This window comes from Agrobacterium sp. CFBP2214 (assembly GCF_030209895.1).
GTDB lineage: Bacteria > Pseudomonadota > Alphaproteobacteria > Rhizobiales > Rhizobiaceae > Agrobacterium > Agrobacterium radiobacter.
Window position 1 is genome coordinate 1,022,270 of the sequence record NZ_JARVRC010000001.1, and the last position, 12,006, is coordinate 1,034,275.

Sequence of the window (12,006 nt, forward strand, 5' to 3'; positions counted from 1 at the left end):
GCAATTTCGGTTTAATTTGAATATAACTAAGTTTAAAGGCGATCTATTGCTGGTTAGGCTTCTGTTAGGGTTAATAAAACCCTTGTGGCAATTAGGCAACGTCTAATTCTAGTCACGCCTCTGCCCCAAACAATTCACATTTTGGCTCTTTGATCTCCGCATTCTCCCATCAAGTTCAGTTTCCAGAGGGGCGATTAACCCGACGAATTATGCCGCGTCTGAAAACAATGTTTTGAGTGCAGAGCGGTCCTGAAAGGAGAATAGCATGCGTATTTTCGTAGCAACCCTTATGGCTTCGACCATGGCAGCCGCCGGCTTTTCGGCTGCTCACGCCGCTGACGCCGTAAATGAAGTGCCGCAGGCACCGGTGTCCTACGACCAGCCCGCACCGGTCAAGGATTGGTCCGGCGCTTACCTCGGTGGTACGGTCAACTATGACTGGGGCCGTTTCAGCTCCAGCAATGACGGCCGTGACGCCAAGGGCTTCGGCGGCGGTCTGTACGGTGGTTACAACATGCAGAGCGGCCAGATCGTTTACGGCGCCGAAGCAGACGTCAACCTCGGCGACGAGAAGGGTTCTGCCGGTACGGTTGCCGGTAACGCCATCGAAGGCAAGCAGGGCGTCAACGGCTCGCTGCGCGGCCGCGTTGGTTACGACATGAACCCGTTCCTGCTTTACGGTACGGCTGGTCTTGCTGTCTCCGACAACAAGGTACGTGACGCGACCTCCAAGGACAGCGCCACCGCTCTCGGTTACACCGTCGGTGCCGGTGTAGAAGCCATGGTGACCGACAACATCACCGCACGTCTGGAATATCGCTACAGCGACTACCAGAAGAAGGACTACGGTCTCGACTCCGGCGCGTTCTCGCGTGGTTTCGACGATCACTCGGTCAAGGCCGGTATCGGCGTCAAGTTCTGATCCTTTTCGGATCGGTTAAAGAAAAGCCGGGGTTTACGCCCCGGCTTTTTTGTTTTGCGGCATACCGCCGAAATAAATGCCCGGCGATCAGGCCGGGCATTGTTCTTTCGCTAACCTCAGGCGGCGGCCTTCATTTCCGTGTAGGCTTCGAAACGCTTGCCGAAGGTTTCAGGCCAAGCGGCCAGCGCATCGCGCCCTTCGGCCCATTCGCCGGCAAAACGCAGGTCGAGATAACCGATCATCGCCGCAAGGGCGAAATGGCCGCCATGCAGCTTCTTGCCGGTTTTGGGCAGGTTGGCGTTGAGGTAATCAAGTCCACGGGCCACCTTGCTCCACTGCTTGTCGATCCAGGGCTGATGGATCTTGTCTTCCGGGCGAAAACGGCGCTCGTAAACGATGGCAAGCAGGCAATCCATGATGCCGTCGCACAGCGCCTCCAGAATTTCTACATCCGTGCGCTTGCCGTTCTTTTTCGGGTAGAGCTTGCCGCCTGAAAGACGGTCGAGATAGTGCATGATCGCCACGCTGTCATAGACCGAGCCGCCTCCATCCAGAAGCAGGACGGGAATCTTGCCGAGCGGATTGTTGTCCATCAGCGTTGCGGGCTCGGCATTGGTGTCGACGCGTACCGAGGTGATGTCGATGCCGAGATGGCGGGCGGCCATGCGCACCTTGGCGGAGTAGGGGGAGGCAGGCGAGTAAAGCAGTTCCATGGTCAGGTCCTATGGGTTGTCGTCTGGGGACTGGAGTATTCAGTAAAACTGGATAGCGGTTTTATGTCTGGAAAATGTGTACAGACGAGAAATAGAGCGCATTCGACGCGCTCTAGCGAATGGGGATGATTTCTGCGGCGTTGGCGCGGCAGCCCTTGCGGTCAAGCTCGGGGCAATCGCGGAACGTCATGTCCCTGTTGAGGCAGATGCGCACTTCCTCAAGGCGTTTGCCGTCGCAGCTGATGGAGATGCCACGTTTCGACAGGCCCGGATTGGCGTCGGTGAAAGCGTTTTCTATGGCGTCGGCGGACAGTGTGGAGGCCGCGGCGCCCGAGGCGATCTTTTCCGGCAGCCGGACGGCCTCGAAGGCGGCCCGCGTTGCCGAGAAATAATCCCTCTGCGACAGGCCGGAGCAGGAGCCGTGCTTGCGCCACTGGTGGCCGATCAGGCCCATGGACGGCATGATATCGAACATACTGCGGCCGATCGCGTCAGGAACACGCTCAGGCTCGCTGCTTTGGCAGAATTCGGGATAGCCGTTTTCGTTCTGCGGCCAAAGCCCGTGCACGACGAAACCGTAACGCCTGTCGCTGCCGCATTGCTGACGGTTACCCGAGCCTTCGGAACTGGCGCAGAAGGCCGGAGACCAGGACAAGGAAAGCACGTAGAAATCGAAACCCGTTCCGCGAGGTGCCGGATTACTGCCCGTATTTCTCCGTGGTGTCTCTTGCTGCGGGCGTCCCGCGGATTGCGGTGAGGCTTGCGCCTGCTGATCGTTCACGGGTCCTTTCGGGGCGGGTTTTTCCTGTGCAAACCACAGCGCCGCAAGCGATAGAAGACCCAAGGCGATGAAACCTGCGTAACGTTTCATTCCGTGCACGTTCCCCGGAAACTGGACCAGTTCATACCGCCGTCGGGCGACGATCCGGTCTTACATAAATTTGTGAACGAGGCAAACCGGCAAAAAGGTTGAAAGCTTCGCCGCATAACGAATAGAGTCGAACGAATCTTCCGCAAAAGACGGAAACAGGGCTGGGGGTAATAGGCGGCATGACCGCATGAAATTCAAGAAATACATCTGGCCCGTCGTTGGTTTTGCGACGATCGGTTTTTCCGCCTGGTTGCTCTTTCACGAATTGCGTGGTCTGTCGCTCGATGATCTCTGGGACAGCCTGAAAGCCATTCGCGTGCGGGACTGGCTGTGTTCGGGTCTTGCGACCCTGCTGGCCTATGCCGCGCTTGCCGGTTACGACCGCATCGCCCTGCAGCATCTTGGCCGCAAGGTGAACTGGTTCTTCATCACGCTCACCTCTTTCACCACCTATGCGTTGTCCCACAATGTAGGGGCCTCGGTGTTTTCGGGAGCGGTGGTGCGATACAGGGCTTATACGTCCAAGGGACTGAGTGTCGCGGAAGTGGGCGTCCTCGTGGGGCTCTGCTCCTTCACCTTCCTCATCGGCACGATCATGCTCATCGGCATGGTGCTGCTTTACGAGCCCGACATCACCGAACGGTTTACCGGAATCCTGCCCGTCGAAGCCTCCACGACCACGGGCGTCCTGCTGCTCCTTGTTGTCGGGCTTTATGTTCTCGGCAGCCTGCTCAGGCTGAAGCCCCTGAAAATCGGCTCTTTCGTGCTGCCTTACCCCGCGCCGAAGCTTGTTGCGCAACAACTCGTCATCGGCCCAATCGAGTTGATCGGCGCGGCGGGCATCATCTATTTCGCGCTGCCGGAAGCCGGAAATCCCGGTTATATGGTTATTCTCGGCATATTTCTGGTTTCCTTCTCGGCGGCGCTCATCTCGCACGCGCCGGGCGGACTGGGGGTGCTGGAGCTGGTCTTCGTCACCGGCCTGCCGGATATGAACCCGGCGGATGTGATCGCGGCGCTGCTGGTCTTCCGGCTGTTCTATCTCATCATCCCCTTCATCATGGCGCTGTTCGTGATCCTGTTCTTCGAACGATCACAGCTTGCGGCGGCGCAGAAAAGGGAAGGGTTGAGATAGCCCTCAGTTTTCTTCCGGCTTTTCCTCGCCGCGCAGCCAGAACGCGCGCTGCGAGGCGAACCTGTCCTGCGCCAGCGTTGTCTTCAGGTAAGGCAGCAGCGTGTGCAACTCGTCCTTCAGCGTATAGGGCGGATTGACGATGATGAGGCCTGAGCCGCTCAGGCCGTCCAGCCGGTCGCTTCTGACTGACAGTTCCGCGCACAGCATCTTCGGAATGTCGAAGGATTGCAGCCGCTCATGGAAGTCCTTGATCGGCGCGCCTTTCTTCAGGGGATACCACAGGCAATAGGTGCCGGTGGAAAAACGCCGATAGGCCTTGTTCAGGCCATCGGCCAGACGCTGATATTCATTCTCAAGCTCGAACGGCGGATCAACGAGGATGAGGCCGCGCTTTTCCTTCGGCGGCAGATGCGCGCCGAGCGACAGCCAGCCATCCAGCTCGGTGACGCGAACCTGATAATCGCCCTCGAAGAGCCGTGCCAGAGCGCGGCTGTCATCCGGGTGCAGTTCCATGGCCGAAAGCCGGTCCTGCGGGCGAAACAGCATGCGTGCGAGTTTCGGCGAACCGGGATAAAATTTCACGCCGCCTTCCGGGTTCAGTTCCTTCACGGCGTCAAGATAGGGCTCCAGCAATTCGGCAATGGGGGCGGGCAGATCACCCTCCATCAGCTTGCCGATGCCGGTCTGCCATTCGCCCGTCTTCTGCGCCTCTTCCGAGGTCAGGTCGTAAAGACCGATGCCGGCATGGGTGTCCAGCACCCGAAATGCCTTGTCCTTGTTCTGCAGGTAGCGCACGAGGCGGGCAAGAACGGCATGTTTGAGGACATCCGCGAAATTGCCGGCGTGATAGATGTGGCGGTAGTTCATGGATATGTCTCGCTTGCGGCTTGTCGGGGTGAATGGTCAGGATGAATATTCTTGATGGACGTCACTTCGGCCTTTTTGCCGCATCGTTGATGCAATATACAAAAGACATGAACGTTGCGACCCCGATTTCCGCTGAAAAAGCCGCCCCGAAGCCCGAAGTCCGTATTGGACACACGGTCTGCCCGCATGACTGTCCGAGCGCCTGCGCGCTGGAGGTCGACATCAATGCCGATGGCCGGATCGGCCGCGTGCGCGGGGCCAACGCCAATACTTACACCGCCGGCGTGATCTGCGCCAAGGTGGCGCGTTATTCCGAGCGCATCTATCATCCCGGCCGATTGCTGACCCCGAAGCGCCGCAAGGGCGCGAAGGGCGCGGGCGACTGGCAGGAAATTTCCTGGGACGCGGCTCTGGACGAGGTGGCGGACGCTTTCGTCAAGGCTGAAGCGCGGTATGGTGCCGAAGCCATCTGGCCCTATTTCTACGCCGGCACCATGGGGCAGGTGCAGCGCGATTCCATTGAGCGGCTGCGCCACGCCAAGAAATATTCCGGCTTCTTCGGATCGATCTGCACCAACATGGCCTGGACCGGCTACGTGATGGGCACGGGCGCACTGCGTGGCCCCGATCCACGCGAAATCGCCAAGGCCGATGTCGTCGTCATCTGGGGCACCAACGCGGTCGCCACGCAGGTTAATGTCATGACCCATGCGGTGAAAGCCCGCAAGGAGCGCGGCGCGAAGATCGTCGTGGTCGATATCTACGACAATCCGACCATGAAACAGGCGGATATGCGCCTCGTTGTCCGCCCCGGCACGGACGCGGCGCTCGCCTGCGCCGTGATGCACATCGCCTTCCGCGACGGTTACGCCGATCGTGATTATATGGCGCGTTTCGCCGATGATCCGGCCGGGCTTGAGGCGCATCTGAAGGCGAAGACGCCGCAATGGGCATCGGAAATCACCGGTCTTTCCGTCGACGAGATCGAGGATTTCGCCCGGCTGGTCGGCACCACGAAAAAGACCTTCTTCCGGCTTGGATATGGTTTTGCCCGCCAGCGCAACGGCGCTGTCGCCATGCATGCGGCCCTTTCCATCGCCACCGTCCTCGGCTCCTGGCAATATGAGGGCGGCGGCGCTTTCCACAATAATGGCGATATCTTCCGGCTCAACAAGTCGGAGCTGATGGGCAGTTCTTATGCCGACCCCGAGGTGCGCCAGCTCGACCAGTCGCAGATCGGCCGCGTGCTGACGGGGGACGCGGAAGCGCTGCGCCACGGCGGCCCGGTGATGGCGCTGCTGATCCAGAACACCAATCCCGTCAATGTCGCGCCCGAACAGCGGCTGGTGAAACAGGGTTTCCTGCGCGACGATCTCTTCGTCGCCGTGCATGAGCAATTCATGACCGAAACGGCTGAGGTGGCCGATATCGTGCTGCCTGCCACGATGTTCCTTGAACATGACGACATCTACCGCGCCGGCGGCCAGAACCACATTCTGCTTGGTCCGAAACTGGTGGAGCCGCCCGAAACGGTGCGCACCAATCTCTTTGTCATCGAAGAACTGGCGAAACGTCTCGATGTCGACCATATGCCGGGCTTTGGCCTTTCGGCCCGTGATCATGTCGACCGTATGCTCAAAGTCAGCGGCTGGGGCGATTTCGACACGCTGGCGGAAGAAAAATGGATCGATGCGCAGCCCTCCTTCGAGGTGGCGCACTATCTCGAAGGTTTCGGTTACGGTGACGGCAAATTCCGTTTTAGCCCCGAATGGGCGACCGGGCCATCTCCGAACAAGCCGCCGAAAAACATCGGCGTCATGGGGCCGGTCTCGCAATTTCCGAAATTCCCGGATCAGGTCGACGTCATCGAAACCGTGGATGGCGATCATCCGTTCCGGCTGGCGACATCGCCGGCGCGGAATTTCCTGAACTCCACCTTCGCGGAAACGAAGACCTCCGTGCAGAAGGAAGGCCGCCCGGAATTGATGATCTGTCCCGAGGATGCCGCCACCAGCGGTATCGCCGATGGCGACGTCGTCCGCATCGGCAATGGCCGCGGTGAAGTGCGGCTCCACGCGAAAATCGTGGAGGGAGCAAGACCGGGTGTGCTGATTGCCGAAGGGCTGTGGCCCAACAAGGCGCATCTGGATGGCGAGGGCATCAATGTGCTGACCGGCGCCGATGCCGTTGCGCCTTATGGCGGCGCGGCATTCCACGACAACAAGGTGTGGCTCCGCCGCGAAGATGAGAGCCGCGAGGCTTGATATCGCGCCGCAACACGGGCAGGCTGAAATCCCACGACAGGCAAGGACATATCCGGTGACACAGACGCAGGCGAAAAACGTTCCGGCCGACACGGACGCGGGCAGAATCCGGCTGGTGGAAAAGGAAACGGTGTGGAAGGGCTTCGTGCATATGCAGAAGCTCGTTTTCGACCAGCGCATGCCTGATGGTAAAACGATCCGCATTGTCCGGGAAGTCCACGACCACGGCAGCGCGGCCGCCATTCTCCTTTACGACCCGAAGCGCGACAGCGTGGTGCTGGTTCGCCAGTTTCGCCCCGCCGCCTTCGTGAACGGCGATCCAAGCTTCATGATCGAAGTGCCGGCAGGGCTCCTCGATGATGACGATGCGGCGCATGCCATCCGCCGTGAGGCAATGGAAGAATCCGGCTACGCGGTCGAAAAGGTCGATTACCTCTTCGATATGTATGCCAGCCCCGGCACGCTGACGGAAAAGGTCAGCCTCTTCGTTGCCCGTATCGATCTCGACGTGCAGGCCGGCAGCGGCGGCGGGCTGGAGGACGAAGGCGAGGATCTGGAGGTTCTGACCTACGGACTGGACGAGGCCTTCGCGATGATCGCATCGGGTGAAATCACCGATTCCAAGACGATCATTCTCCTGCAATGGGCGATGTTGAACCGCGCCCGGCTTTGACCAAATCCTAAACGAACTCGACGTTTTCCAGCTTTGCGGCAGCCGCGAGCTTCCTGTTTTGTGTTGCCAGAGGCGCGTTGCGCGAAATCGCGAGCGACAGATAGGCGGCGTCATAAGCGGAAAGGGCGTGTTTTTGCGCCAGGCGAATGATCGACACATGATCGGCGCTTGATGAAAGCGTAATCGGCAGGCTGGCAAAACGCATTAGAATTGCAAAGATGTCATCCGCTGAAATACGCTTTCGGCGTTCGGCCGAAAGTAGTATGTTGCGCAGCTCGTGCGACAGAAGATCGGGTGCGAAAGCGTCCTGTGTTTCCAGCCGCGCAAGAGCCTCTTCGGCAACTGCGCCGTCCTCGTCAGGCAGGAACCACGCCGCTACAACCGAGGCGTCCACAACGATGGCCATTACCCGCGGCCTTCCTCTTTCCACGTTCTGATTTCATCTGCCGTCGTCTTGGTTCTTTGCGACCGCTCTGCGCGTATCGCGGCGATGAGCCTTTGGCGGGATTGGTTGTCTATCGCCTTGACGAGGCGCGCCACAGGCTCATTTCCACGCGCAATAACGACCTCTTCTCCCGCCTCGACCTTGGCCAGAAGCTCCGAAAGGTGTGTTTTGGCTTCACCGACTTTGATCGTAATCGTCATGGCAGCCATGGCCTCGCTCATATCCCGATCATATTAAGAGCGCCACGGAAGTTGGTCAAGTGGTTGGCCAAGTGCGTCGGATCGATCTCTTTTCGACTGTCGCCCTCGAAATCAGAAGCGCCCTTTGACGCCCATCCCCACGAAAATCGACTGCAAGTCACCGCCGCCGGCATTCTTTTCCGATGACAGGTTGCCTGCGCCCGCACCGCTATAGTGGGTGTCTCCGCGTCCGAGGCTGGTATAGTCATACGCGCCGTCGAGATAGATCGAGGCATTCTCGGTCAGGTCATAGGCGACGCCCGCTTTCACCCCGAACATACCGGCAACGTCGAATTTGTCGGTGAAGCGCATATCGCGCAGCCAGTGATCGTCCGTCGCCTTGCCGTAGACCATGGCGCCACCTTCGAGGCCAACGTTGAGCGACCAGTTGCCGAACCTCTGGCCGCCCGTCAGGTTGCCGTAGAAGACAGGGATTTGCTGGCGATAGGTGATTCCCTTGAGGCCATCCTTGAATTTGCCCGAGAGATCACGGGGGGAGAAAACGCTGTAAACGGCGTTGCCGCCATAGGCCGACCATTGCACATCCGTATAACGAAAGCCGACGCCGGCGCTGAGATATTGCTGCGGATCGTCCAGCAACATGCGATTGAGTTCGAGGTTTCCCGAAAAATAATGGTCGAGCCGCGTGTCGTCATGCTGAGAACGGTGGCTCCAATTGTCCTTGGAGCTGTCTCTGGAAAAAGGCCAGACCCAGTCATAGTCGGTCATGTAGCCATCGCCTTCAAAGCCGACGCGGCCTTCCGCCTTGACGCGCCAGCCGGGCGCAAGTTCAAGCCCGAGCGAGCCGCGCAATGCCACGGCGTTTTTGGTTTCCCATTCGAGTTCGCTCAGCTTGCGGCCACCGATATGGACGGTTTCCGTTGCTCGAAGATTGAGAACACCGGCATCAACTGAGGCTGTAATGCCACTTTGCTCAGCCGCGACAGGCAGGCTGGCGCCCGCCAGCAGAACAACCGAAAGCGGCAGGGAAAATCTCGAAAATGGCATAATCGCTCCTGAATGACCGGAGGACCCGAAATAAGGGCCGCTGCGAGCATTAAAGGTGATTATGGTAAATGATCGGTTTATTTTTGCAAAAATACCAATTCAGGTATTTTTGTACTTTAGGAATAACTCTATCAGGAGGCGGAAATGAGGTTGGAATACTCAGTTCTACTTTCACTGCCGGTGAAGACCGCCTTGCCGTCTTCCATTCGCACCTTGCCTTCGGCAAGCTGCTTCAGGGTCAGCGGATAGAGCTGGTGCTCTACGGTCAGGATCCGTGCCGCGAGGGTGTCGGCCGTATCGCCGAAAACAACCGGTACCGCACCCTGCGCGATGGTCGGGCCTTCATCCATGCCTTCGGTGACGAAATGCACGGTGCAGCCGGAAATCTTCATGCCGCTGTCGATGGCGCGCTGATGGGTGTGCAGGCCGGGGAAAAGCGGCAGAAGGGAAGGGTGGATATTGATGATGCGGCCTTCATAGGGGGCAATGAAATCCCCCGATATCAGTCGCATGTAACCGGCAAGGCAGATGATATCAGGCGCAATCTCGCCAAGTGCGGCCAGTATGGCGCCCTCATGCTCCGCCTTGCTGGGATAAGTCTTGCGTTCGAAGACCAGCGTCGGAATACCGAGATCCCGTGCCTTTTCCAGCCCGCCCGCAGATGCCTTGTCCGAAATCACGCAGACGATTTCCGCCGGAAAATCCACCGCCTGGCAGGCCTTGGCCAGCGACACCATGTTGGAGCCGCTGCCGGAAATGAAAACGACGACGCGTTTGCGGCCGGACGAGAAGGCGGCGCTCATCATAGGCCGAGAGTGCCCTTGTAGATCGTACCGTGTGCACCTTCTTCACGGGCGACCATGCGGCCGAGCGGGAAAACGGTTTCACCTTCCGCCGTCAGGGCGTCGGTGACCTTCTCGGCATTTTCAGCCGAAACGACCACAATCATGCCGACGCCGCAATTGAAGGTGCGCAGCATTTCCTTCGGCTCGACGCCGCCGGTTTTTGCGAGCCACGAGAAGACGGCCGGAACCTTGATCGCGTTGAGATCAATCTCGGCGGCGAGATGCTTGGGCAGAACGCGCGGAATGTTTTCGGGGAAACCACCGCCGGTGATGTGTGCCAGCGCCTTCAGTGCGCCGGTCTCGCGGATCGCCTTCAAAAGCGGCTTCACATAGATGCGGGTCGGCGTCAGCAGCGCTTCGCCAAGCTTCTTGCCATCCGCGAAGGGGGCAGGGGCGTCCCAGCCAAGACCGGAAACCGATACGATCTTGCGTACCAGCGAAAAGCCGTTCGAATGAACACCGGAGGAAGAGAGCCCGAGAATGACGTCGCCTTCGGAAATATCGCCAGCGGGCAGAAGCTGTCCGCGTTCGGCAGCACCTACGGCAAAACCCGCGAGATCGTAGTCGCCATCGGAATACATGCCGGGCATTTCAGCGGTTTCTCCGCCGATCAGCGCGCAGCCGGATTCGCGGCAACCGGCGGCAATGCCGGAAACGATGGCGGCGCCCTGATCCGGGTCCAGCTTGCCGGTTGCGAAATAATCGAGGAAGAACAGCGGTTCTGCGCCTTGGACAACGAGATCGTTGACGCACATGGCGACGAGATCAATGCCGACGGTGTCGTGGTAGTCAGCGTCGATGGCGATCTTCAGCTTGGTGCCGACGCCGTCATTGGCGGCCACCAGAACCGGATCGGTGAAGCCTGCGGCCTTCAGATCGAACAGGCCGCCGAAGCCGCCGATTTCGCCATCCGCGCCGGGACGCCGCGTCGAACGCACCGCCGGTTTGATCTTTTCGACCATCAGGTTGCCGGCGTCGATATCCACACCTGCATCACTATAGGTAAGACCGTTCTTGCCCGACTGGCTCATGGCTCTCGTCTCCGCTGGTTCCTTTGGCGTCGCCATTCGCACGGGACGGGGCCTGATGCAAGGGTTTGAGTGGCAAAAGCTCCGGTTTTTAACGGCTTTGGCGGGGCTTGCCGGATTGAGTGCTCACGATGGCTGCGGAGCGGCGCGACAGACGAGATTGAGCAGGCCGTCATTGGAGGTATCGGAATTTTCCTCTATCGGCCGACCGTTTTCGCCATAACGCGCGACGATCTCAAAGCCTGCCGCTTCCAGTTGCCGGGTCTGGGCGGCAAGGTCGATGAAATAAAACAGGCCGCTCCAGCGGTGCGCCTGATCCGCGAGAATTGCATATTCCGGCGTCCGCCTTGTCTGAGGCTGCAGGCGCAGATAGTTGATCCAGCTTTGCGGATGCAGCGAATTCACCACCTCGCGCGGGTGCCAGGAACGCCGATGCAGCGGCATGCCGCCAGCCCGCTTCCATTGCCGATTATGAAACGAAAAGATGAAGTAACCGCCCGGTGACAGAATGCTTCGGACGGCATTGATGATGGCAAGCCGGTCCTCATGGCCGAAGGCGCTTAAGATGGCGAGCGCGCCGAGCACGCAATCGAAACGCCCCGCGCCGAATTGGTCGATCGCCCGCACATCCATGTCCAGAAACGTGGCAGCGGGAAAATTGCGCCGCGCAAGCGCAAGCATGGGCTGCGAGCGGTCGATACCGATATATTCACCCACCAGCGGCAGAAGCGGCTTCGTCGTTCGGCCGGTGCCGACGCCGAGATCCAGCAGCCGCTTGCCCGCATAGGCATGGCGGAACTGATCGAGAATGATGCGTTCAGCGGGGTAAAGCTGCTGATTGTCGTACCATTCGGCAACTTCGGGATTATCGAAGAGACCGGCATTATAGTCCGCGATGCCATTTTCACTGGTACTTTGCATCGTGCCTCCGGCCACCGGGCGTGAAGGGGCGACGCTGGCCCGCCCGGCAATATTTGATAGTTGTCTAATATTTTC

The 12,006-nt window shown here is 59.2% G+C and carries 13 protein-coding genes; 4 read left to right on the forward strand and 9 right to left on the reverse strand.

All coding sequences use genetic code 11. From position 1 onward, the window contains the following. Window positions 1-265 precede the first annotated feature (265 nt). Entirely contained in the window at window positions 266-922 is a 657-nt protein-coding gene (locus QRN60_RS05080) for an outer membrane protein (protein WP_003502127.1), read from the forward strand. A gap of 116 nt (window positions 923-1,038) precedes the next feature. Here QRN60_RS05080 and QRN60_RS05085 read toward each other — a convergent pair whose 3' ends face one another. Together QRN60_RS05085 and QRN60_RS05090 are read right to left on the reverse strand one after the other, a co-directional pair. After that, entirely contained in the window at window positions 1,039-1,635 is a 597-nt protein-coding gene (locus QRN60_RS05085) for a glutathione S-transferase (protein WP_003502128.1), read from the reverse strand. Window positions 1,636-1,747: 112 nt separating this feature from the next. Then, complete coding sequence (locus QRN60_RS05090; protein WP_129564846.1) at window positions 1,748-2,506, reverse strand: ribonuclease T2 family protein; 759 nt, start codon at window positions 2,504-2,506, stop codon at window positions 1,748-1,750. A 187-nt stretch (window positions 2,507-2,693) separates the two neighbouring features. On the opposite strand from QRN60_RS05090, the gene QRN60_RS05095 reads away from it, so the two are divergent. Beyond that, a complete protein-coding gene (locus tag QRN60_RS05095) occupies window positions 2,694-3,641 on the forward strand; it encodes a lysylphosphatidylglycerol synthase domain-containing protein (protein WP_080866056.1) in 948 nt (315 codons plus the stop codon). Window positions 3,642-3,644: 3 nt separating this feature from the next. Here the strand turns inward: QRN60_RS05095 and QRN60_RS05100 are convergent, their stop codons facing one another. Beyond that, window positions 3,645-4,508 carry a 23S rRNA (adenine(2030)-N(6))-methyltransferase RlmJ gene (locus QRN60_RS05100; RefSeq protein ID WP_111792513.1) on the reverse strand — a complete coding sequence of 288 codons (864 nt, stop codon included), beginning with the start codon at window positions 4,506-4,508 and terminating at the stop codon, window positions 3,645-3,647. Window positions 4,509-4,549: 41 nt separating this feature from the next. On the opposite strand from QRN60_RS05100, the gene QRN60_RS05105 reads away from it, so the two are divergent. Together QRN60_RS05105 and QRN60_RS05110 are read left to right on the forward strand one after the other, a co-directional pair. Next, window positions 4,550-6,772, forward strand: coding sequence for a molybdopterin-containing oxidoreductase family protein (locus QRN60_RS05105; RefSeq protein WP_003502137.1), 2,223 nt, complete (start codon window positions 4,550-4,552; stop codon window positions 6,770-6,772). A gap of 55 nt (window positions 6,773-6,827) precedes the next feature. After that, entirely contained in the window at window positions 6,828-7,445 is a 618-nt protein-coding gene (locus QRN60_RS05110) for an NUDIX domain-containing protein (RefSeq protein ID WP_060724048.1), read from the forward strand. 7 nt (window positions 7,446-7,452) lie between these two features. Here the strand turns inward: QRN60_RS05110 and QRN60_RS05115 are convergent, their stop codons facing one another. The 6 genes from QRN60_RS05115 to QRN60_RS05140 all read right to left on the reverse strand — a co-directional run bounded on the left by QRN60_RS05115 (window position 7,453) and on the right by QRN60_RS05140 (window position 11,931). Then, the gene (locus QRN60_RS05115) at window positions 7,453-7,851 is read right to left on the reverse strand and encodes a type II toxin-antitoxin system VapC family toxin (protein WP_111792512.1); all 399 of its coding nucleotides are present in this window, start codon (window positions 7,849-7,851) and stop codon (window positions 7,453-7,455) included. Further along, window positions 7,851-8,090 (reverse strand): type II toxin-antitoxin system Phd/YefM family antitoxin, encoded by a 240-nt coding sequence (locus QRN60_RS05120; protein WP_165000581.1) that lies wholly within the window; start codon window positions 8,088-8,090, stop codon window positions 7,851-7,853. The genes QRN60_RS05115 and QRN60_RS05120 overlap by 1 nt, the downstream gene beginning before the upstream one ends. Before the next feature lie 111 nt (window positions 8,091-8,201). Beyond that, a complete protein-coding gene (locus tag QRN60_RS05125) occupies window positions 8,202-9,137 on the reverse strand; it encodes an omptin family outer membrane protease (protein ID WP_003502145.1) in 936 nt (311 codons plus the stop codon). 131 nt (window positions 9,138-9,268) lie between these two features. Continuing rightward, window positions 9,269-9,943 (reverse strand): phosphoribosylglycinamide formyltransferase, encoded by a 675-nt coding sequence (gene purN, locus QRN60_RS05130; protein WP_003502154.1) that lies wholly within the window; start codon window positions 9,941-9,943, stop codon window positions 9,269-9,271. Beyond that, the gene (purM, locus tag QRN60_RS05135) at window positions 9,940-11,013 is read right to left on the reverse strand and encodes a phosphoribosylformylglycinamidine cyclo-ligase (RefSeq protein ID WP_129564845.1); all 1,074 of its coding nucleotides are present in this window, start codon (window positions 11,011-11,013) and stop codon (window positions 9,940-9,942) included. The genes purN and purM overlap by 4 nt, the downstream gene beginning before the upstream one ends. Window positions 11,014-11,136: 123 nt before the next feature. Beyond that, on the reverse strand, window positions 11,137-11,931 hold the full coding sequence (locus QRN60_RS05140; protein ID WP_112977988.1) for a class I SAM-dependent DNA methyltransferase: 795 nt from the start codon (window positions 11,929-11,931) through the stop codon (window positions 11,137-11,139). Window positions 11,932-12,006: the final 75 nt, after the last annotated feature.